This window comes from Streptomyces malaysiense (genome assembly GCF_000980885.2).
GTDB lineage: Bacteria > Actinomycetota > Actinomycetes > Streptomycetales > Streptomycetaceae > Streptomyces > Streptomyces malaysiense.
Window position 1 is genome coordinate 15763 of record NZ_LBDA02000094.1, and the last position, 21510, is coordinate 37272.

General features: G+C 74.5%; 15 protein-coding genes. 8 read left to right on the plus strand and 7 right to left on the minus strand.

Annotated features, from left to right (window positions below):
* Positions 1 to 102: 102 nt before the first annotated feature.
* Positions 103 to 1185: a beta-glucuronidase AbsR1 gene (gene absR1, locus VT52_RS31260; RefSeq protein ID WP_046420559.1), complete on the minus strand. Its 1083-nt coding sequence runs from the start codon at positions 1183 to 1185 to the stop codon at positions 103 to 105.
* 94 nt (positions 1186 to 1279) lie between these two features.
* On the opposite strand from absR1, the gene VT52_RS31265 reads away from it, so the two are divergent.
* Complete coding sequence (locus VT52_RS31265; protein ID WP_046420557.1) at positions 1280 to 2992, plus strand: LuxR family transcriptional regulator AbsR2; 1713 nt, start codon at positions 1280 to 1282, stop codon at positions 2990 to 2992.
* A gap of 100 nt (positions 2993 to 3092) precedes the next feature.
* Here the strand turns inward: VT52_RS31265 and VT52_RS31270 are convergent, their stop codons facing one another.
* Complete coding sequence (locus VT52_RS31270; RefSeq protein ID WP_240509951.1) at positions 3093 to 5705, minus strand: CHAT domain-containing protein; 2613 nt, start codon at positions 5703 to 5705, stop codon at positions 3093 to 3095.
* 74 nt (positions 5706 to 5779) lie between these two features.
* On the opposite strand from VT52_RS31270, the gene VT52_RS31275 reads away from it, so the two are divergent.
* From VT52_RS31275 to VT52_RS31285, 3 genes are read left to right on the plus strand one after another with little or no spacing between them, the layout of a single operon-like run.
* Entirely contained in the window at positions 5780 to 7204 is a 1425-nt protein-coding gene (locus VT52_RS31275) for a S8 family peptidase (RefSeq protein ID WP_046420553.1), read from the plus strand.
* Between the two features lie 59 nt (positions 7205 to 7263).
* Positions 7264 to 7839: an RNA polymerase sigma factor gene (locus tag VT52_RS31280; protein WP_037663849.1), complete on the plus strand. Its 576-nt coding sequence runs from the start codon at positions 7264 to 7266 to the stop codon at positions 7837 to 7839.
* A complete protein-coding gene (locus VT52_RS31285; RefSeq protein ID WP_046420550.1) occupies positions 7836 to 8336 on the plus strand; it encodes a hypothetical protein in 501 nt (166 codons plus the stop codon). The genes VT52_RS31280 and VT52_RS31285 overlap by 4 nt, the downstream gene beginning before the upstream one ends.
* Before the next feature lie 12 nt (positions 8337 to 8348).
* Here VT52_RS31285 and VT52_RS31290 read toward each other — a convergent pair whose 3' ends face one another.
* Positions 8349 to 9575, minus strand: coding sequence for a cytochrome P450 (locus tag VT52_RS31290; protein WP_046420548.1), 1227 nt, complete (start codon positions 9573 to 9575; stop codon positions 8349 to 8351).
* A 476-nt stretch (positions 9576 to 10051) separates the two neighbouring features.
* Between VT52_RS31290 and VT52_RS37325 the strand changes: the two genes are divergently transcribed.
* Complete coding sequence (locus VT52_RS37325) at positions 10052 to 10507, plus strand: hypothetical protein (RefSeq protein WP_046420544.1); 456 nt, start codon at positions 10052 to 10054, stop codon at positions 10505 to 10507.
* Positions 10508 to 10576: 69 nt separating this feature from the next.
* On the opposite strand, the gene VT52_RS31300 is transcribed toward VT52_RS37325, so the two are convergent.
* The 4 genes from VT52_RS31300 to VT52_RS31315 all read right to left on the minus strand — a co-directional run bounded on the left by VT52_RS31300 (position 10577) and on the right by VT52_RS31315 (position 17005).
* Positions 10577 to 12796, minus strand: coding sequence for an NADP-dependent isocitrate dehydrogenase (locus tag VT52_RS31300; protein WP_046420542.1), 2220 nt, complete (start codon positions 12794 to 12796; stop codon positions 10577 to 10579).
* A 279-nt stretch (positions 12797 to 13075) separates the two neighbouring features.
* A complete protein-coding gene (locus VT52_RS31305) occupies positions 13076 to 14164 on the minus strand; it encodes a mechanosensitive ion channel family protein (RefSeq protein WP_046420540.1) in 1089 nt (362 codons plus the stop codon).
* 189 nt (positions 14165 to 14353) lie between these two features.
* Positions 14354 to 15865: an amino acid permease gene (locus VT52_RS31310; protein ID WP_046420538.1), complete on the minus strand. Its 1512-nt coding sequence runs from the start codon at positions 15863 to 15865 to the stop codon at positions 14354 to 14356.
* Between the two features lie 60 nt (positions 15866 to 15925).
* The gene (locus VT52_RS31315) at positions 15926 to 17005 is read right to left on the minus strand and encodes a hypothetical protein (RefSeq protein ID WP_240509952.1); all 1080 of its coding nucleotides are present in this window, start codon (positions 17003 to 17005) and stop codon (positions 15926 to 15928) included.
* 298 nt (positions 17006 to 17303) lie between these two features.
* Between VT52_RS31315 and VT52_RS31320 the strand changes: the two genes are divergently transcribed.
* From VT52_RS31320 to VT52_RS31330, 3 genes are all read left to right on the plus strand, one after another.
* The gene (locus VT52_RS31320) at positions 17304 to 18737 is read left to right on the plus strand and encodes an FGGY family carbohydrate kinase (protein WP_046420537.1); all 1434 of its coding nucleotides are present in this window, start codon (positions 17304 to 17306) and stop codon (positions 18735 to 18737) included.
* A 98-nt stretch (positions 18738 to 18835) separates the two neighbouring features.
* The gene (locus VT52_RS31325) at positions 18836 to 20248 is read left to right on the plus strand and encodes an FAD-dependent oxidoreductase (RefSeq protein ID WP_046420535.1); all 1413 of its coding nucleotides are present in this window, start codon (positions 18836 to 18838) and stop codon (positions 20246 to 20248) included.
* The gene (locus VT52_RS31330) at positions 20245 to 21507 is read left to right on the plus strand and encodes an FAD-dependent oxidoreductase (RefSeq protein ID WP_046420532.1); all 1263 of its coding nucleotides are present in this window, start codon (positions 20245 to 20247) and stop codon (positions 21505 to 21507) included. Before VT52_RS31325 ends, VT52_RS31330 begins: the two co-directional genes overlap by 4 nt.
* Positions 21508 to 21510 lie beyond the last annotated feature (3 nt).

The following is a 21510-nucleotide window of genomic DNA, read 5'->3' on the forward strand; positions in this document are numbered from 1 at the left end:
CCGGCAGGGCACCGGCGCGGGCGCGCACGTCACCTCCCCCGTGGGTGACGTACGCGCCCGCTCCCCCGGTGCCGGACCGTGGGCCGTGCCGCCCGCGTGTGCTCACCAGCACATCACCGCCGTCTGCCCCGACCCCCAGACGGAGTAGAGGCGGACGCGGACGAAGTAGCGGCGGCCCCGGACGAGCCGTACCCGCAGCCGGGCGTTGTCCGGGGTGCCGCCGTCGTCGTGGCCGGCGAGGAATCGCGGCTCCCCGTCCCGCTCCTCGAAGACCACGAGCACGGTGTCGGCGTCGCCGAAGGTCCCCACGGTGTAGTCGCGGGTCCCCGTCGGCTCGACGACGAAGTCCGCCTGCTCGCCCGGCCCCAGGCCCAGCGGTGCCGAACGGAACGGCACCAGCGGGTCGGGTCCGGACGTGGTACCCGGGTACCAGCGCAGGACGAACTCCCGGTCCCGGTCCGAGGGCCGGCCGGCCGGACGCAGCCCCCCTCGGTACTGCTCCGGCTCCAGCACGAGCCCCGGACCGAACGGCAGGGCCATCACCGAGCACGGGTCCCACACCGCGCCCCTGGACTCCCCGGCGTCCAGCGCCCGCAGGACGTTGGTGTACGCCGTCTCCCGGCTCCAGTGGTTCGGCGGGCCCGCCAACTCCGCGTAGACGGCCTCGTCGTCCCAGTGCAGCCCGGCGCAGGGGTTCTGGTGCTCGTGCACCAGTCCCAGCGCGTGCCCGATCTCGTGCAGGACGGTGCCGCGCTCCCCCCGCGCGGTCACGTCCCAGCCGAGATTCATGGTGCGCTCGCCCCGGCCGACGGCGAGGGCCTCGCGGCCCACCGCCGACCAGGACCCCCCGCCGGCCTGGAACCCGATCCGCAGCTCGGCCTCCCCCCGGTCGCCGACCTCCGCGAAGGCGACCCCGATGCCGAGCGCCTCCCACTGCGCGAAGCACTCGCGGACCACGTCCAGCTGCTCCTTGCCGCCCGCCCACGCCACCCGGCGCAGCTCCCCGCTCCCGGGGACCTGGATCACCGAGGCGTCGTGGCCTGCGTCGAGGAAGCAGTAGTGCAGGACCGTGCCGTTGACCCACATGCGCCGTCCGGCGAGCAGCGCGGCCTGCCGCTCGGCGGTCAGCCCCGGTCCGAAGGACGGGGCCGGCTGCCGCGACAGCGAGCACAGGCGTCGGGTCATGCCGTCAGCGTGCCCGCCCCCGGCCGCGGGCGCCTGAGTCGGGGGCTACTCAAGTCGCCCTGTATCAAACCCGAGTACGCGCGCTCTGGTTGGTGTGAGGACTTACGAACAGGACGCGAAGACTCTGGAACTGCCCTGGCCGTTCACCGGCCGGGAGGACGAACTGGAGCTGGTACGGGGGGCGGTGGCCTCGGGCCGGCGCGGCATCGTGGTGACCGGCCCGGCCGGGCGCGGCAAGACCCGGCTGGTCACGGAGGTGGTCCGGGGCACGGACCACGCCCGGGTGACCGGCACGCCCGAGGCCCGCCATCTGCCCCTCGCGGCGTTCGCGCACCTGCTGCCCGGCACCGGCTCGCTGCCCGGCGCGGTGCGGGCCCTGTCCGGCGTCCGGCTCCTCGTCGTGGACGACGCCCATCTGCTGGACGAGGACTCCGCCGCGCTGGTCCACCAGCTGGCCGCGAACGGGCGCACCCGGCTGGTCGTCACCGCGTGCGACGAGGGCGCGGCACCCGGCGCCGTGTCCCGGCTGTGGACCGGGGAACTGCTGCCCCGGCTGGCCCTCGCCCCGCTGCCCGAGGAGGACACCGCCGCCCTCCTCGGCGCGGCCGGCTTCGAAGCGCTCACGGTACGGCGGCTGCACCGGCTGTGCCGGGGTGATCTGCGGCTGCTGCGCTCCCTGGCGGACGCGCTCCGGACCGGGGCTGCCATGGTCGCCGTACCCGGCACCGGTGAGCGAGCCTGGCGCGGGCCGCTGCCCCTCACCCCGGCCGTCCGCGACCGGCTCGCCCTCGTGCTGGAGCACCGTACGCCCGGTGAACGCGAGATCCTGGAACGCCTCGCCTTCGCCGAGCCGGCCCCGCTGCCGCCGCACGGCCTCGGCCTGGACGTCCTCGAAGGGCTGGAGGCGGCCGGCCTGGTCGCCGTGGACGACGCCGGCGGGGTCGGGCTCGCCGACCCGCTGCACGGACCGGCGCTGCGGGCGGCGACCGGGCGGCTGCGCGCACGCCGGCTGAGCCGGGCCGCGGCGGGCCGCGGTGCCGCGCTCGACGCCGAACGGCATTTCCTGTTGCGGAGGCTGACGCGGATGGACGTGCGGCCGGTGGCCACGCCGGTGGGGGACTGGGTGGTGGCCGAGGGGGAGCCGGTGCCGGCCGGGTACGCGGCCGTACGGGCTCGGTTCGCGCGGCTGGGGGGCGCGGTGCGGGACGCCGCCGCATGGGCGCGGGAGGGTCTGCGGTGGACCCCGGAGGACGCCGATTGCGCAGCGGAACTCGCCCTGGCGGAAGCGGAGTCGGACGAGTCCGGGCACGGCTTCGCCGAGGGGGACGTGTACGCGCGCTACGGGGCCGTACGCGCCGGGGAGCTTGCCGGCGCGCTGCCCGCGGGCAGTGTGCTCGCGCGGCACGCCGAGGCGCTGGCACGAGGGGACGGGGGCGCGCTGGACCGTGCCGCGGCCGCCCTGGAGGAGCGCGGATTCCTGCTGTTCGCGGCGGAGGCCCACGCCCAGGCCGTACGCGCCCACCGCGACCCGGGGGCCGGGCGCCGCTCCCGCACCCGGGCGCTCGCCCTCGCCCGCCGCTGCCAGGGCGCGCGCACCCCGGCGCTGGCCGGGCTGGTGCTCGGTGAACTCACCGCGCGGCAACGGCAGGTCGTGGCCCTGGCGGCGGCGGGCCTCAGCAACCGGGAGATCGCCGAGCGGCTGACGCTGTCCGTGCGCACGGTCGGCAACCACCTGTACAGCGCGTACACCCGGCTCGGCACGGGGAACCGGGGCGCGCTGCCCTGCCTGCTGGACAGGCCGGCCTAGGGTCTTTCGTTCGGATCACGCCGGGCTGATCCGAACGAAAGACCCCAAGGACACGATCCGGAAGAAGAAGGGGCCCGGCCGGACTCCCGCCCCGCCCGGCTCACGCCGCTCCGAACGCCGCGAACGCCCACCCCGTCGCCTGGTGCACCGTGTCGGACGGCAGGGCGGTCCGGGCGTCCCGGAGCGACTCGGCCAGCGAGAGGCCCGCGGCGAGGCCCTTGTGCAGGGCGAGCATCAGGGGGATCACCGCCGCGTCGTTGACCGGCGCGCTGCTGGCGACCACCCCGGCCGTACCCAGCGGGAGCAACGCCGTGACCAGGCCGAGGAGTTCATCGGCCCCGACCGAGGCGAGCCGCGCGGTGTCGCAGCTGGAGAGGATGATCCGGTAGGGGCTGCGGGCCAGGCGTTCGAAGTCGTGCACGATCAGGGGGCCGTCGGACATCCGCAGGGCGGAGAAGAGGGGGCTGTCGGCGCGGAAGGTGCCGTGGGCGGCGAGATGGGCGAGCCCGGCGCCGTCCAGCTCGGACAGCACCCGGGGAACTTGGGCGTCGTCGCCCTCCAGGACCGTCGCCGTGCCGTAGCGGTCGGCGAGTTCGGGCACCTCCGCCCCGCCCGTGGCGAGACCGGGGCCCCGCACCAGGACGGCGCGGCCGTCCCGCGGCGGCTCCGTCTCCCGGGCGCGCAGCCAACTGCCCGCCGACGGCGACACGCTGAGCACCCGGTCGCGCAGCGCGGGCAGCAGTGCCCACGGCACCCGGTGCAGAGCGCCCGGCGGCACGATCACCACCGGGCCCGCGCCCAGATGCGGCACGGCCCCGCCGAGCAGCAGCTCCTGGAGCCGGGCGCCCGCCGCCTCCACCAGCGGCAGCCGCGCCTCCGCACCCGGGTGCGCGAGCCGTCGCAGCCCGGCCTGCACGTACTCCGCCTCGGCCACCGCGTCCGCGAGCGGACCGCCGGCGAACCGCCGCACCCTGCCCTGACCGCACAGCAGCACATGCACCCGCCCCCGCACGACGGCGAGTTCGACCAGCCGGCCCGCACCGAGCAGGTCCAGCAGCCGGGGCACGTCGAAGCGGGCCCCCTCGTGCGGGGCGGAGCCGCGGATATGGCGGGTGCGGGAGCGGATCTCCCGTTCCAGGCGCCGCTGTTCGCGCTCCAGGGCGGGCACCGGACGGCCCTCCATGCGGGACTCCTCCGCGCGGGCCGCTATCTCCCGGTAGGCGGTGAGGCCGCTGAGCAGCGCCGCGTCGGCGGGCGGCCGGGTCGGCGGGGTGGACAGCACGGTCGCCCGCCACCGCTCGCTCCACTCCAGCAGCCGCCGGGGACCGCCGTGGGTGAGGCTCGCCTCCTGGGCCAGCGCGGCCAGTTCGGCGCCCTGCGCGGTCACATGGGCGCGCAGCTCCGAGGCGCCCAGCGTCATCCGGTGGTCGTCCAGGACGCCCAGGCCGCGCCGGCACGCCTCCAGGACACCGCGCCGGGACCCGGCCGCGCGTGCCCGCAGCGCCTGCGCCGCCCAGCCGGTCATCCGGGCCGGTGGCGGACCGACCCGGCGGCTGCGGGCCGCCACCGCCAGATGCCGTTCCGCGTCCGCCGTCCAGCCGAGGGCCAGCGCGATACGGCCCGCGAGCAGCGATGCCTCGGGCGCCGCGGGCGAGCCGAAGGAGGCCAGCCGCTCGGCCACCGCCGCCGCGTCCCCGACCAGCCGCCCCGAGCGGCGCCCGGCCGCCACCCGTGCCTCGATCAGCACCAGCCGGGCGTGCGTCTCCCACCACAGCCGCCGCTGCGCCGCGAACAGCCGTACGGCGACGGCCGCGCGGGCGATCGCGGTGGGCGCGTCCCCGGCCGAACGGGCCGCCCGCGCGGCCGCCAGCAGCAGCTCGGCCTTGCGGGTCGACTGCCCGCCCAGCCGGTCCAGCAGGGCGATCGCCGCGTCCGCCTCGGCCAGCGCCTCCGGGGCCAGCCCCGCGGCCATCAGCACCTCGCAGCGCCGTACCGACAGCATGTAGGTGGGCGTGCCGAGCTTCGCGTACCGCTCCTCCGCCTCGTCCAGCAGCCGCAGCGCGAGGGGGATGTCCCCGGAGCGGAACGCGGCCAGGCCCCGGCTCTCCACCGCGTCCGCCTTGTCGTGCTCCTGGCCCGTGGTGTCCCAGAGGCGCTCCGCCGCCGTGAAGTCCGCGTCGGCCCGCTCCACCGCGCCGAGCGCCAGATGCACCGTCGCCCGCAGGGTCAGCGCCCGCGCGGTCCAGATGTCGTCGCGCAGCTGTCTGAGCACCGGCAGGGCCCGCCGTACGTCCTCCAGCGCCTCCGGGTGACGCCCCAGCACCCACCAGACGTACGCCCGCCGGTACAGCACCCGGGCCCGGGTGTGCCCGGTGCCCCGCGCGACCCCCCGCTCGAAGGAGGCGAGCCCCTGCCGTGTGCGCCCCGCGTGCACCAGTGCGACCCCCAGCGTCGCCAGCACATCCGCCTCCCGGTCGGCGGACTCGGCGCGCGCGGCGAGGTCCCGGGCCCGGCGCAGGTGCGTGAGCGCGATCCGCAGATCGCCGAAATCCCGCTGCCAGATGCCGAGGACCTGGTGGGCGATGCTGGCGGGCAGCGGCGCCGGAGCCGATTCGAGCAGCAGTTCTGCGCGCGCCCGTGCCTCGCCGGGATCGGCGAACACCAGGGGCAGCAGTTGGAGGGCCGGCTCGCTTCCCGCTGTCACGCCTCGCATGGTAGTGGCCTGTATCAGATGGCGGACCCGCGGCTCTCACTGTCGTAGACCGCTCTACCGGGGGAGGACACGGCATGGCACCCCAGCGATACCGCGAGCAGTTCGACCACATCCAGCGCTCGATGCCCGAAGTCCCGTTGGTCATGGGCCCGGACTCCGACGCCCACCCGCTGTACGAGAAGGGGGTGGTCCTCGCCCGCTCCGGGGAGGAGGCCCGCGCCGTGGAGGACGCGGTGCGCGCCCACTTCGGCGAGACCCGGGGACTGCTGCCCGAACACGTGCGCCGCGACGGCCCGGACGGCGGCCGCAGCGGGGTCACCCGCATCCGGGTCGGCGCCCCCGACCTCGGGGAAGACGCCGTACCGCACGCCCTGGGCGCCCTGCGGTCCGCCGAGGAGCGGCACGGACGCCGGCTGGTCAGCCGCAACCACGTGGTGCACATCGCGGTCAACGCCTGCCCCGGGGACGAACCGGTTCCCATCGCACGCTCCGCGGCGCCCAACCCGGCCGCCGCCGGGACCGGCCACGACCCCGGCACCGCCGTCCGCGTCCTGGTGGTCGACACCGGTCTCGTGCACGACCACCACGCCTACCCGCTGCTGGCCCACACCACCGGCGACACCCAGGCGGCCGAGACCGACGGCGGCGGGATGCTGCGCCAGTACGTCGGCCACGGCACGTTCATCGCGGGCATCCTCGCGGCCGTCGCGCCCAACACCGACATCACCGTCCGCGGCACCCTGAACGACGCGGGCGCCGTACTGGAGTCGGAGTTCGGCGCCCGGCTCTTCGATGCCGTGGACGGCGCCGGGTGGCCCGATGTGATCAGCCTCTCCGCGGGCAGCCCCGCCCCGGGCCTGCACGGGCTGCTCGGCCTGGAGGCGTTCATGCGTGAACTGCGCGACCAGCGCACCCTGTTGGTCGCCGCCGCCGGGAACAACGGCAGCGACGTGCCGTTCTGGCCCGCCGCGTACTCGGCCCTGCCCGAGTACGCGGACAGTGTCGTGTCCGTCGGCGCGCTGCGCTCGGACGGCGAGGGCCCCGCGTGCTTCAGCAACCACGGCCGCTGGGTCCGTGTCTTCGCCCCCGGCGAGCGCCTCACCAGCGCCCTCACCGGCTTCGGCACCCCGGTGCCCTACCTCTACCAGCACTCCACCTACGACGACTGCCGGTACGGCTTCGACTACTCCTGCACCTGCCAGTACCCCCGCCACACCGGCGCGTTGAGCGAGGCGCGGGAGAGCACCGGCGGCAAGCCGGACCAGGTGATGTTCGACGGGTTCGCGCAGTGGAGCGGCACCTCCTTCGCGACCCCGGTCGCCGCCGGGCTCGTCGCCGCCCTGATGACGGCGGAGCGCGAGCGCGACCCGCGCACGGCGGGCGCCCGGCTGCTGGCGGACGCGACCCACCGCACCGACGTGCGCGGGGCGAAGGTGCGCGCGCTACGGCCCCCGACCTGGCGCCCGGTTCCCGTCCCGGCCCCGGCGCTGCCGGCGTGAGCGCCGGAACCCTCTGCTCCACGGCGTACCATGACGAGCCCTATACGAGGGGTGGAGCCGTGGACCGAACAGAGGTCGGCGCGCTCGTCCGGTCCGCCGTCGACGGGGACGCCGCGGCCTGGAAGGCGCTGGTGGAGGGCATGAGCCCGCTGGTCTGGTCGGTGGTGCGCGCCCATCGGCTCTCCGACGCCGACGGGCACGAGGTCTACCAGACCGTGTGGTTCCGCTTCGCCCAGCACCTGGGGCGCATCCGGGAACCCGACAAGACCGGCGCCTGGCTCGCCAGTACCGCCCGGCACGAATGCCTGAAGGTCATCAAGGGCATGACGCGGCTCACCCTTACGGATGATCCGCAGGTCCTGGACCGGGCCAGCGACGACCGTACGCCGGAACAGACACTGATCGACTCCGAGGAGGCGGCGGACCGGGCCGAACGGGTCCGCCGCCTGTGGCAGGAGCTGGACGAACTGGGCGAGCGCTGCCGTCAGTTGCTGCGCGTGCTGGTCTCCTCGCCGCCGCCCAGCTATGTGGAGATCTCGGCCGCGCTCGGCATCGCGGTCGGCAGCATCGGCCCCCTGCGCCAGCGCTGTCTGCGCCGGCTGCGGGCCCGGATGGACCAGCGGGGTGCGGCATGAACGAGGACGACGGGTTCCGGTACGACGAGGCGGACGGGGGCGGTGACGAGCCGGCGGCCGCGCCCACGGCGGACACGCTGCTGGAGGAGGAGCTGCGCCAGGCGGCGGCCGTCCTCGACCCCGTGCCCGACTTCCTGCGCCAACTCGCGGTGGAGGCCTACGCCTTGCGCGATCTCGACGCGCGGATCGCCGAGCTGACCTTCGACTCGCTGGTGGACGCGCTGCCGGTGCGCGGGGTCACGGACGCGCCGCGCATGCTGACTTTCCGTGCGGGCGCGCTCACCGTCGACGTCGAGGTCACGGGGGACGGTCTGATCGGGCAGGTGCTGCCGCCGGGCTCGGCGCGGATCGAGGTGCTCGGCGGTCCGGGTGCCGCCCGCCCGGTCGCCGTCGACACCCTCGGCCGCTTCATCAGCGACGACCCGCCCTCCGGCCCCTTCGCCCTGCGGCTGCGTACCGGCTCGGAGGTGATCGTCACGCAGTGGCTGCGAGCCTGAGCGGGGACCGGCTCACCAGGTCACCGGCAGGGTGCGCGGCCCCCGGATCATCGTCTGCCGCCGCCACTCGACATCCTCCGCCGGCACGGCGAGCCGCAGCCCCGGCAGCCGGTCGAGGAGCGTGTCCACCAGCAGTTCCAGCTGGAGTCGGGCCAGGACCGCGCCGGTGCAGTAGTGGTGGCCGTTGCCGAAGGCGACATGCGGGTTGGGATCCCGGTCGGGTGCGATGCCGTCCGGGTCCGGGAAGACCTCGGGGTCGCGGTTGGCGGACAGGTAGGAGACGTAGACCGCTTCGCCCGCGGCGATCCGGTGGCCGGCGATCTCCACGTCCTCCAGGGCGATCCGGGCGAGCCCGACCGTGTTGCGGTGCGGGATCCAGCGCAGCAACTCGTCGAACACCGGGCCTCGTTCGTCCGGCCGCGAGCGCATGCGCGCCATCAACTCCGGCCGGGTCAGCATCAGATAGAGCATCTGCCCGCAGTTGTGGGTGACCGCCTCGCCGCCGATCTGGAGCGGACCGGCGAGTCCTACGGCCTCCTCCTCGCCGATCTCACCGCGCGCCACGGCCCGCGCGAGCATGGAGTAGACGTCCTCGCCGGCGCTGCGCGCACGGGCCCGGACGATGTCGGTGATCCAGCCGTACAGACCGTTCTTGGCCCGGTCCGCGGCCTCCGCGCCCCCGCACAGGGAGATGATCTGCCGGGTCCAGGAGTGCACCTGGTCCCGGTCGGTGTCGGGGACACCCATCACCTCGCTGACGACGTACAGCGGGAACGGCTCCAGCACCCGCTCGACCAGATCGGCGGGCGGGCCCTCGTGGACCAGCGCGTCCACCAGCTCGTCCAGGATCTCCTGGGCGCGGGGCCGCAGCCGTTTCATCGCGCCGACCGTGAAGGCGCCGGCGACGGGCTTGCGCAGCCGGTTGTGGTCCGGCTGGTCGGCCCAGGCGAGCGAACCGGGGCGGGGCGCGAAGTTCGGCGCCAGCCGGGTGACCTGGCCGCGGGCGACCGCCGCACGGCTGAAGCGCGGATCGTTGGTGATCAGCTTCACGTGTTCGTAGCGGGTGGCCAGCCAGGCCCAGCCCTCCCCGAACGGCAGCCGTATTCGGGTCAGCGGCCCCTCGCGCACCAGTCCCGCGAGCACCGGGTCGAACTCGGTGCCGTCCAGATCGAGCGCGGGCCAGTCCCGCACGGGGGGCGGTTCCTGGCCGGTGGGCGCACTGGTCTCCAAGGTCGTCATGCCCTCCACGATGGGCCGGGGCGCGGCGGGTGTCGTGCGGGACTGCTCCAGGCGGAGGGTCCGCCGACCGCCGGCCGGCGTGGCGGCGGCGATATCGGCCGGGCCCCGCTACGGCGTGCCGACCGGGGTGGCGAGCGCCGCCGCGAGCCGGTCGAGTCCCGCGAGGCCGGTCCGCCGGTCCGCCCGGCTCCCGCGTGTGGGCTGTCCGGCTCCCCCGCGACCGCCTCACGGGCGGCGTCGAGCAGCTTCGGAGGGGTGTGGCAGTGGCCGGATGCCCAGGCACACGCTCCGGGGGACGTGGGCCGCCGCCGTGCGGGCGAGCGCTCGCGCCGCCGTACGGGCGCGGCCCGCGGCGATCGTCCCGGTCGGGTACCGGTTGTCACCGTCCCGTCACAGCCGCGGGGGCCGGTGAAACCCGTGATCCCGGTCCGCTATCTCCCTCGGTGTCAGCAGATCTTCACAGCAGAGGATGCCCGATGAACCACCGTCACATCTCCGCCGCCCTCGTCGCCGCCTCGGCCGTGGCCCTCCTCGCCACCTCGTGCGGGTCCGCCGGCGCCGTCCCGAGGGAGGGGGCCGCCCACACCGCCAGGGCCACGAGCTGGAAGCCGTGCTACCTGCCCGCGGGCCGGCACTTCCTGAAGCTGGACTCCGCCAGGAACGTCAAGGGCAAGGCCGTCGTGCGCGTCACCCCGCAGACCTGCAAGGTGAACACGAGGAACGACGAGGACGTCGTCTACACCCCGAACGGCGCCGCCCGCTCGCTCGGCTTCGCGCCGGGCGCCTCCGTCGAGGTCCTGCGCGAGACCACGAGCGTGAAGGTCGCCCCGACGTGGCTGGCGAACCACAAGCTCGCCAACAGCCCGTACTTCTACTACCACGTCAACGGCAAGGGCCAGATCAGCGCCCTGTCGGAGATCTACCACCCGTAGCGGGGACGACACCGCGCCCCACCGCCCGGCGAGGGCGGTGGGGCGCGGTGGTGCCGGGGCGAGCCGCGGTCAGCTCAGCGAGGCGAGCGCCGTGTTCCAGGTGGCCGACGGGCGCATCACCGCGTCCGCCTTCTCCTGGTCGACGCGGTAGTAGCCGCCGAGGTCGGCCGGGTTGCCCTGGACACCGTTCAGCTCGGACACGATCTGCTGCTCGTCGGCCGAGAGGGCCTCGGCGAGCGGCGCGAACGCCTTGGCCAGATCGGCGTCGTCGGTCTGCTTGGCCAGCTCCTGCGCCCAGTACAGGGACAGGTAGAAGTGGCTGCCGCGGTTGTCGATGCCGCCGATGCGACGGGTCGGGGACTTGTCCTCGTTGAGGAAGGTCGCCGTGGCGCGGTCCAGGGCGTCGGCCAGGACCTTGGCGCCGGTGTTGCCGGTGGCCGCCGCGTACTGCTCCAGGGAGGGCACGAGCGCGAAGAACTCGCCGAGCGAGTCCCAGCGCAGGTAGTTCTCCTTGACCAGCTGCTGGACGTGCTTGGGCGCGGAGCCGCCGGCGCCGGTCTCGAACAGGCCGCCGCCCGCCATCAGCGGGACGACCGACAGCATCTTGGCGCTGGTGCCCAGCTCCAGGATCGGGAACAGGTCGGTCAGGTAGTCGCGCAGCACGTTGCCGGTGACCGAGATGGTGTTCTCGCCGCGGCGGATGCGCTCCACCGACAGCTTGGTGGCCTCGATCGGGGACAGGATCCGGATGTCCAGGCCCTCGGTGTCGTGCTCCGGCAGGTACTGCTTGACCTTGGCGATCAGCTGCGCGTCGTGGGCGCGGTTCTCGTCCAGCCAGAACACGGCCGGGTCGCCGGTGGCACGGGCGCGGGTGACGGCCAGCTTGACCCAGTCGCGGATCGGGGCGTCCTTGGTCTGGCAGGCGCGGAAGATGTCGCCCGGGGCCACGGCCTGCTCCAGGACCACGTTGCCGGCCGCGTCCACCATGCGGACCGTGCCGGCGGCCGTGATCTCGAAGGTCTTGTCGTGGGAGCCGTACTCCTCGGCCTTCTGCGCCATGAGGCCGACGTTCGGCACCGTGCCCATGGTCGACGGGTCGAAGGCGCCGTTGGTCCGGCAGTCCTCGATCACGGCCTGGTAGACGCCGGAGTAGCTGTGGTCCGGCAGCACCGCGAGGGTGTCGTGCTCCTGGCCGTCCGCGCCCCACATGTGGCCGGAGGTACGGATCATCGCCGGCATGGAGGCGTCCACGATGACGTCCGAGGGGACGTGCAGGTTGGTGATGCCCTTGTCGGAGTCGACCATGGCCAGCGCCGGGCCGTCGGCCAGCTCGGCGTCGAAGGACGCCTTGATCTCGGCGCCCTCGGGCAGGTTCTCCAGGCCCTTGTAGATGCCGCCGAGGCCGTCGTTCGGGGAGAGGCCGGCCGCCTTGAGCGTCTCGCCGTACTTCGCGAAGGTCTTCGGGAAGAAGGCGCGCACCACGTGACCGAAGATGATCGGGTCGGAGACCTTCATCATCGTGGCCTTCAGGTGCACGGAGAACAGCACGCCCTCCTGCTTGGCGCGGGCGACCTGCGCGGCGAGGAACTCGTTGAGGGCGGCGGCGCGCAGCACGGCGGCGTCCACGACCTCACCGGCGACGACCGGCAGCGGTGCGCGCAGCTCGGTGGTGGTGCCGTCGGCGCCGACCAGCTCGAAGCGCAGGGTGGTGTCCTCGGTGATCACCGCGGACTTCTCGGTGCTCGCGAAGTCGTTCTCGCTCATGGTCGCCACGTTGGTCTTGGACTCGGCGGTCCAGGCGCCCATGCGGTGCGGGTGGGTCTTGGCGTAGTTCTTCACCGAGGCCGGGGCACGGCGGTCGGAGTTGCCCTCACGCAGGACCGGGTTGACCGCGGAGCCCTTGATCTTGTCGTAGCGGGCGCGGATCTCGCGCTCCTCGTCCGACTTCGGGTCGTCCGGGTAGTCCGGCAGCGCGTAGCCCTTGCCCTGCAGCTCGGCGACGGCGGCCTTGAGCTGCGGGATGGACGCCGAGATGTTCGGCAGCTTGACGATGTTGGCCGAAGGGGTCTTGGCGAGCTCGCCCAGCTCGGTCAGCGCGTCCGCGATGCGCTGGTCCTCGTCCAGGTACTCCGGGAAGACGGCGATGATGCGCCCGGCCAGCGAGATGTCGCGGGTCTGCACGGGCACACCGGCCTGCGAGGCGTACGCCCGGACCACCGGCAGGAACGAATGCGTCGCCAGGGCCGGGGCCTCGTCTGTGTACGTGTAGATGATGGTCGAGTCAGTCACCGGGTGCTCCGCTCCACGTCTGCAACATTGCTCGACATCAAGATATCTCGTGCCGGGGGCGGGCTCGACAGGGGTGGCGCCCGGGGCCACTGTTTTCCGCCGACCGGCCGCGCGCCCGGTCGGCCGCCCCCGCCCGTTTCCCCGGCCCCGCGGGCGCGCTCGCGCTCGGTCCAGCGGCAGATCACCTCCACGACGTACAGGTGCTCGGCCCTGCTGAGCCGCCGTCCCGGTCGGCCATGCCCCCCGCGACCCGCCCGCCCCGGTTCCGCGACCGGCCCCCTACTCGGTGGCCTCCGGAGCCGTGTCCCCCGCACCGCCGCGCTGCCGCGGAATCGTGAGGGAGCCCTGCTGGATGGCGACCGTGCGGACGGGGGAGGGGATGTGGATGCCCTCCTCCCGGTAGCGGCGGTGCAGGCTCTTGATGAATTCGTGTTTGATCCGGTACTGGTCGCTGAACTCACCGATACCGAGGATGACCGTGAAGCCGATGCGGGAGTCGCCGAAGGTGTGGAAGCGGATCGCGGGCTCGTGGTCCGGCAGCGCGCCCGGCACCTTGTGCATGACCTCCTCGACCACCTCGGCGGTCACCCGCTCCACCTGCTCCAGGTCGGCGTCGTAGCTCACCCCCACCTGCACCGACACGGTGAGCCGCTGCTCGGGCCGGGTGTAGTTGGTCATGTTGGCCTTGGCGAGCTGGCCGTTGGGGATCACCACCAGGTTGTTGGACAGCTGGCGGACCGTCGTCTGACGCCAGTTGATGTCCACCACGTACCCCTCCTCGCCGCCGCTCAGCTGGATGTAGTCACCCGGCTGGACGGTCTTGGACGCCAGGATGTGGACGCCCGCGAAGAGGTTCGCGAGCGTGTCCTGGAGGGCGAGCGCCACCGCCAGACCGCCGACGCCCAGCGCGGTGAGCAGCGGCGCCACGGAGATCCCGAGCGTCTGGAGCACCACCAGGAAGCCGATCGCCAGGACCAGCACCCGGGTGATGTTGACGAAGATCGTCGCCGAGCCCGCCACGCCCGACCGCGACTGCGTGAGCGTGCGCACCAGACCGGTGATCACCCGCGCCGCGGACAGCGTGGCCACGAGGATCAGCCACACCTCCAGCACCTGATCCGTGTGGTGCCGCACGGTGCCGCTGAGGGGCAGCACGATCGCCCCGGCCGCCACACCCGCCGCGATCAGCGCCCACGGCACGATCGAGCGCAGCGCGTCCACGATGACGTCGTCACCGCTCCAGCGGGTCCGCTTGGCGTGCTCGGCCAGCCGGCGCAGCAGCGAACGGGAGAGGAGGGCGGCCACCAGGCCCGCCGCGACCGCGATGCCGGCGACCACCGCGTCGTGCAGGGTCAGCGCACGGTTCACCGGTCACCTCCGGAACCCGGGATCTGTGCGGAGCGCCGTATGCGAGGTCTCGTCACGTTGTCACCTGCTCGATGTGCGGGAAGTACGAACGTGCCGGCCCCGGAACTCCGGTGACCGGCACGAACGTTCATCCTGCCGTATCCGGAACGCGCCCTACCACCGGGGCCGCGGGCACCCCGGAGCCATCGATCAGATGATGTCCTCGGCGAGTTCGGCCTGGTCGCGGCCGCTGCCGTACGCCGCCTTCGGGGTGCCGTACGAGCGGCGGGCGACGTACCACCAGACGCTGGCGAGGAGGAGGACGGCGGCCAGGGCCACGGCCGCGTAGTTCATCGTTCCGACGGTGACCGGTGAGGACTGCGGCAGGCAGAACAGGACCGTGACACCCGCCACCCAGACCACCGCGACCCAGCCGACCGGCCTGCTCCACCGGCCCAGATGCCACGGCCCGCGGCGGAACCGGTCGCCCGCCCGCAGCCGCAGCAGCACCGGTATGGCGTACGCGGGGGTGATGCCGATGACATTGATGGCGGTCACCGCGTCGTACGCCGTCGCCGAGTACAGCGACGGCAGCGCGAGGCCCCCGGCGACCCCGACCGACAGCCATACGGCGGCCACCGGGGTCTGGGTGCGGCCGCTGACCGCGCGCCACAGCCGGGAGCCGGGCAGCGCGCCGTCCCGGCTGAACGCGAACACCATCCTGCTGGCCGCGGCCACCTCGGCGTTCCCGCAGAACAGCTGGGCCACGATCACCAACAGCAGCAGCGCCTTCGCGCCGCCGGCGCCGAGGCCGTCGAGCAGGATCTGCGCGGGCGGCACCCCGGTGGCCGTGGTGCGCGTGGCGTCGTAGTCCTGGATGGCGAAGGTGAGCCCGGCCAGCAGGACGAAGCCCGCGAGCCAGGAGACCCAGATGGCACGGACGATGCCCTTGGCCGCGGACACCGAGGCGCGCGAGGTCTCCTCGGACAGATGGGCGGAGGCGTCGTAGCCGGAGAAGGTGTACTGGGCGAGCAGCAGGCCGATCGCCGCGACGTAGACCGGGTTCGACCAGCCGGTCCCGTTGACGAACGTGGTGAACACGAAGGACGGCGACCGGTGGTGGTCGGGCACCACGGCGAGCGCGCCGACGATCAGCGCGACGCCCGCCAGGTGCCACCAGACGCTCACCGAGTTGAGCAGGCTGACGACGCGGACGCCGAACAGGTTCAGCACCGCGTGCAGCAGCAGGATGGCGCAGAAGATCAGCATCGTCCTGCCCGGCGACGGCACGAAGCCCCACTGGAGGTCGGCGAACGCACCGGTGAAAAGGGCGGCGCCGTAGTCGATCCCGGCGATCGCGCCGAGCAGCCCCAGCAGGTTCAGCCAGCCCGTGTACCAGCCCCAGCGGCGGCCGCCGAGCCGGTCGGCCATGTAGTACAGGGCGCCCGAGGTCGGGTACGCGCTGGTGACCTCGGCGAGCGCGAGCCCGACGCACAGCACGAACAGTCCGACGCCCGCCCAGCCCCACAGCATCACGGCGGGCCCGCCGGTGTTCAGGCCGAACCCGTACAGGGTCATGCAGCCGGACAGGATCGAGATCACGGAGAAGCTGATCGCGAAGTTGCCGAAGCCGCCCATGCGGCGGGCGAGTACGGGACGGTAGCCGAGCTCGCGCAGGCGCCGCTCCTCGTCCTGCTGGGGCGGTTCCGGGGAGGGGGACATGGAGACCTCCGGGGGTGGGGGACCTGGGAGCTCGGGAGCCCGTGGGGACGGTCAGGGAGCTCAGTGGCGGGTTCCGGTGCGGGCGCGGGGCTCGGCGCAGGCCGCGGCGCAGACCTCGGTACGAGTACCTGCGGCGGCGCCGTGGGCCAGCGCGCGGCAGTGCTCCCGGGCGCGTGTGAACACGTCCACCGCGCGCTCGCCGTCCTTGGCGCGGTACATCCAGGGCGGCGGACCGAAGTACGGGCCGATCGCCTCGAACACCCGGTCCGCGCAGGTGAATCGGCGGGCTCCCCACAGGGCGTGCGCCAGATGGTTGAGGTCCGGTTGCGCGCGCCGGCCGGGCGACGCGTGCTCGAACCAGGAGTGCAGGGCGGAGCGCGCCTCGTCGGCGGCGGCGTCCGTGGCCCAGTGCGTGTCGGGGCGGCGCGCGCGGCGGTGCCGCTCGACCCGGACGTAGAGCGGCAGGAGATGGAGCGCCGATCCGGGCGGGGCCTGTGCCGCGGCCCAGCGGGCGTAACCGGCCGACTCCGTGAGCCTGTCGGGGTCGCCGTCGGCCACCGGGGCTCCCGTGCGACCGTCCACGCCGCCCCGTGCGTGGAAGAACTGGAGCATCCGGTGATGCGCCTCGCGGTTGAACGGGTCGCGCTCGGCGGCCTCGGCCAGCAGCCCCCAGGGGCCCGGCACGAGGTACGGCTCGGGCGGGTCGGCCCGGTGCTCCGCCCAGCGCTGCTCGGGGTCCAGCTGGGCGAGGGCGAGCAGACAGATCCAGGGCACCGGATCGTGCGGAGCGAGCAGGGTGGCGGTCTCGGCGGCGTCCCACGCCTCGATCCACAGCTCGTGCGCCCGCAGGTACCGCGCCCGGCGCGCCCGTAATGCCCGCTCCACCCCGATGCGGGCCCGCATCACCGCCGCGTGGGCGCTGTCCGGTTCCTCCGCGAGCCAGGCGCGCACCACGTCGCTGCCGGCGGCCGCCGCCGCGAGGATCTGGGTGCGCCGGGTCCACGTCCACCACCCGGTGGTCTCCGCGAGCAGGGTGCGCATGGCCACCCAGCGCCCGGCGCGCAACTCCTGGAGCACCGCGCGCAGGGCGTGGTCGGGCCCCGCGGGGTCGTAGGAGGGTCTCGCTCCCACGCGTGCCATCAGCCGGAGCCCCGGAGCCGATGACGCACGGACGAGGCGGCGGAATGAGGTGGCAACAGCCCTCCCCTGGGCGGTGCGTGGTGGTCGGCGGACACTATAGAGGTGGTGCCTGCGCCTCACCATTGTTGCCAACTCAATAAGCCAGTCAGGTGAGTTGGCAGATCATCGGGCCGACTCGCGCGGGCTTGGACCGGCTTGACGCCGAGTGCGCGCGGCGGCAGGCTGACGCGGTGATCTCTGGTACCGGGCACGGGAGGGTACGGATGGCGCAGGCGGCACGCCGGACGGCTGGACCGGCGTGACGACGGGGCCGGTGCTCGCCGTCGACCAGGGCACCTCCGGCACCAAGGCCCTCGTGGTCTGCCCGGAGCGCGGTGTCCTCGGCACCGGATACGCCGAGGTCCGGCCCCGGCACCGGCCCGGCGGGCTGGTCGAGGTGGATCCGCAGACGCTGTACGCCTCGGTGCTCACGGCCGGTCGCGGCGCCCTCGCCGAAGCCGGGGAGCGTGTCGTCGCCCTGGGCCTCGCCAACCAGGGCGAGACCGTCCTCGCCTGGGACCCCGCGACCGGCCGCCCGCTCACCGACGCCCTGGTCTGGCAGGACCGCCGTGCCGAGACCGTCTGCGCCGAACTCGGCCCCCACGGCGACGAGCTGCGCCACCTCACCGGTCTCCCCGTGGACCCGTACTTCGCCGCTCCCAAGATGGCCTGGATCCGCCGCCGTCTCACCCGCGAGGGCGTCGTCACCACCTCGGACGCCTGGCTGGTGCACCGCCTCACGGGCGCCTTCGTCACCGACGCCGCCACCGCCGGCCGCACCCAGCTCCTCGATCTCGACGACGTCCGGTGGTCGTCCCGCGCCCTCGACATCTACGGCCTCACCGGGGAACGCCTCCCGGAGATCACCGACACCGCCCAACCGGTCGGGCATACGCGTGAGTTCGGCTACGACATCCCGCTCACCGGCCTGATCGTGGACCAGCAGGCCGCGCTGCTCGCCCAGCGCGTCACCGCCCCCGGCGCCGCCAAGTGCACCTACGGGACCGGCGCGTTCCTGCTCGCACACACCGGCGGACGCCCCCGGCGCGGCGGCTCGGGACTGGTCAGCTGCGTGGCCTGGCGGCTGGACGGGACCACCAGTTACTGCCTGGACGGGCAGGTCTACACGGCCGCCTCCGCGGTGCGCTGGCTCGCCGATCTCGGCGTCATCGGCTCCGCCGCCGACCTCGACCCGGTCGGCGGCGCCGTTCCCGACAGCGGGGGCGTCACCTTCGTACCCGCCCTCGCCGGACTCGCCGCCCCCTGGTGGCGCGGCGAGCTGCGCGGCTCCCTCACCGGGCTCGGCCTCGACACCACCGCCGGCCACCTGGTGCGCGCCCTGTGCGAGGGCATCGCCGCCCAGGTCGCCGAACTCGCCGAGGCGGCAGCCACCGACCTCGGCACCCCGCTCGGCGCGCTGCGCGTCGACGGCGGCCTCACCCGCTCCGCGCTGCTCATGCAGACCCAGGCCGACCTGCTGCAGCTCCCCGTCGAGGTGTCCGCGCTGCCGGACGCCACCGCGCTCGGCGCCGCCACCCTGGCCCGCCTCGGTGCCGACCCCGACCTCAGCATCGCCGACGCCCTGCCGAAGGAGCGCCCCGCCGCCGTGTACGAACCCCGCGTCCCGCCCGACCGGGCGGCCGAACGCCGCGCCCGCTTCCGCGCGGCCGTAGCCGCCCTGCCCGGCTCATGAGGGGCCCCGGCGAAGCGGAGCCGCGGCCGGCGGAGGCCGGTCGCGTCCCGCCGTCCGCACGTCGGACGGACACGGCCGGGGGTCCGCCCGCGGCGGCCGTGACCGTCACCGCCGAAGGCCCCTTGCCCGACCGGTCGTACGACATCGCGATCGTCGGCGCCGGAGTCGTCGGCTGTGCCATCGCCCGTCGACTCGCCCGCCATCCACGTCCCAGGATCGCCCTGGTCGAGGCGCAGGACGACGTGGGCCAGGGCACCTCCAAGGCCAACACCGCGATCCTGCACACGGGGTTCGACGCCGTACCGGGCACCCTGGAGGCCCGGCTGGTGCGCGAGGGATCCGCCCGGCTCGCGGCCTACGCGGCCGAGTCCGGCATCCCCGTCGAACCCGTCGGCGCGCTGCTCGTCGCCTGGGACGGGGAGCAACTCGCCGCGCTGCCGCGGCTCGCCCGGAAGGCGGCGGCCAACTCCTGCTCCGACACCCGCCTGTTGGACCGAGCGGAGCTGTACGCCCGCGAGCCGCACCTCGGCCCCGGCGCGCTCGGCGCCCTGCACATCCCGGGCGAGAGCGTCATCTGCCCCTGGACCACCACCCTGGCGTACGCCACCCAGGCCGTCCGCGCCGGAGTCGACCTGCACCTCAACACGATGGTGGAGCGCGCGACCTGGGACGGCGGACACCATCTCCACACCACCCGCGGCACTCTGCGGGCCCGCCACCTCGTCAACGCGGCCGGCCTGGGCGCCGACATCCTCGACCACCACCTCGGACGCGACGACTTCGGCGTCAGACCGCGCCGCGGCCAGCTCCTGGTGTTCGACAAGTTCGCCCGTCCGCTGGTCCGGCACATCCTGCTGCCCGTACCGACCGCGCTCGGCAAGGGAGTCCTGGTCGCCCCCACCGTGTACGGCAACGTACTGCTCGGTCCCACCGCCGAGGACCTGGACGACAGACGGGCCACCGGCTCCACCGCCGAGGGCATCGCCCTGCTGCGGGAGCGGGGCCGCCGTGTCCTGCCCGCGCTGATCGAGGAGGAGGTCACCGCCGTGTACGCGGGGTTGCGCGCGGCCACCGGGCAGGAGGACTACCGGATCGCCGCACACCCCGAGCGGTCCTGCGTCACCGTCGGCGGCATCCGCTCCACCGGCCTGACCGCCTCCCTGGCCATCGCCGAGCACGTCACCGCCCTGCTCACCGGCACCGGCCTCGACCTCGGCCCCGAACGTGACCTCGAACCGGTGCACATGCCCAACCTCGGCGAGGCGTTCCCGCGCCCCCACCAGCGCCCCGGACTGATCGCCGCCGACCCGGCCTACGGCACCCTCGTCTGCCACTGCGAGCGGGTCTCCCTCGGCGAGATCCGCGACGCCCTCGCCGGCCCGATCCCACCCCGCGGCGCCGACGGCCTGCGCCGCCGCACCCGGGCGCGGGCGGGACGCTGTCAGGGGTTCTACTGCGGGGCGGCGGTAAGGGAGTTGCTCGAACGGCGGGGCAGGGGTGAGCGCGGATGACGGCGGTACGGCAGGTCGACGTCCTCGTGGTCGGGGCCGGGCCCGCGGGCCTCGCCGCGGCGGCCCGGCTCGCCGCCGCCCGAGCCGGACGCGTGGAACTCCTGGAGCGGGAGGCGCGGCCCGGCGGAGTGCCCAGGCACTGCGCCCACCGCGGGTTCGGCACCTGGCCCCGAACGCTGACCGGTCCGCGCTACGCCCGCCTCCTCACGGCGGAGGCGGAACGGGCCGGCGCCGTGATCAGGACGCGAACCACCGTGCTGGACTGGGAGGCCGGGGCCGCCTTTGCCCCGAACGTCGTGCTGACGGTCGGGCCCGGCGGACCCGAGGCCCTCGCCGCGCGGGCCGTCGTCCTCGCCACCGGGGCCCGCGAACGCCCACGCGCGGCTCGTCTGGTGCCCGGCACCCGGCCCGCCGGCGTCTACACCACCGGTGAACTCCAGCAGGCGGTGCACCTGTTCGGGCAGCACATCGGTACCCGGGCGGTGGTGGTCGGCGCGCGGGACGTGTCGTACGCGGCGGCCCGGACGGTCCGCACGGCCGGCGCCGAGGTCGTCGCGCTGGTCACCGAACACCCCAGGGCCCGCACCGGCCGCGCCCGCGCGCGGTCCGCCCGTCTCGTCGAGGGCATTCCGCTGCTGACCGACACCGCGGTCGTCGAACTCCTCGGCCACGGACGGCTGTCCGGTGTGCGCGTCCGCCACCGGGACGGCCGCACGGCCGTACTGCCCTGCGACACCGTCGTGTTCACCGGCGACTTCGTCCCCGACCAGGAACTCGCCCGGCGCGGCGCCCTCGATCTCGACCCCGGAACGCGCGGCCCCGCCGTGCACGCAGGCCTGCACACCTCGCGCCCCGGCGTCTTCGCCGCCGGAAACCTCCTGCACGCGGTGGAGCCCGCGGGCACCGCGGCCCGTGAGGGGGCCAGGGCGGCGGCCGCCGTCCTCGGCCATCTGTCCGGCGCCCCCTGGCCCCGCCCCGGGATCCCGGTCACCGTCGAGCGGCCGCTGTGCCACGTCACCCCGAACCGGATCGATCCCGACCGCGGCCGTCTTGGCCACCCGGCCGGCCCGCCCCACCTCCTGCGCACCGACACCCCCCTGCCCCGCCCGGTCCTGTACGTCCATCAGGACGGCCGCCTGCTGCACCGCGCCCGCCTCGGCCCCGGCACCGCCCGGCCGCACCGCGCCCTGAGGCTCGACGGCTCCTGGCACGGGAGGGTGGACCCGGACGGTCCGGAGGTGAGGGTGAGCGCGGGCTGAGCC

Bases quoted from the DNA above. Each gene is read 5' to 3' on its own strand.
- absR1 (WP_046420559.1), bottom strand. From the start codon at position 1,185: ATGACCCGACGCCTGTGCTCGCTGTCGCGGCAGCCGGCCCCGTCCTTC.
- VT52_RS31285 (WP_046420550.1), top strand. From the start codon at position 7,836: ATGAACGAGGACGACGGGTTCCGGTACGACGAGGCGGACGGGGGCGGT.
- VT52_RS31275 (WP_046420553.1), top strand. From the start codon at position 5,780: ATGGCACCCCAGCGATACCGCGAGCAGTTCGACCACATCCAGCGCTCG.
- VT52_RS31290 (WP_046420548.1), bottom strand. From the start codon at position 9,575: ATGACGACCTTGGAGACCAGTGCGCCCACCGGCCAGGAACCGCCCCCC.
- VT52_RS31330 (WP_046420532.1), top strand. From the start codon at position 20,245: ATGACGGCGGTACGGCAGGTCGACGTCCTCGTGGTCGGGGCCGGGCCC.
- VT52_RS37325 (WP_046420544.1), top strand. From the start codon at position 10,052: ATGAACCACCGTCACATCTCCGCCGCCCTCGTCGCCGCCTCGGCCGTG.
- VT52_RS31315 (WP_240509952.1), bottom strand. From the start codon at position 17,005: ATGGCACGCGTGGGAGCGAGACCCTCCTACGACCCCGCGGGGCCCGAC.
- VT52_RS31310 (WP_046420538.1), bottom strand. From the start codon at position 15,865: ATGTCCCCCTCCCCGGAACCGCCCCAGCAGGACGAGGAGCGGCGCCTG.
- VT52_RS31270 (WP_240509951.1), bottom strand. From the start codon at position 5,705: ATGCGAGGCGTGACAGCGGGAAGCGAGCCGGCCCTCCAACTGCTGCCC.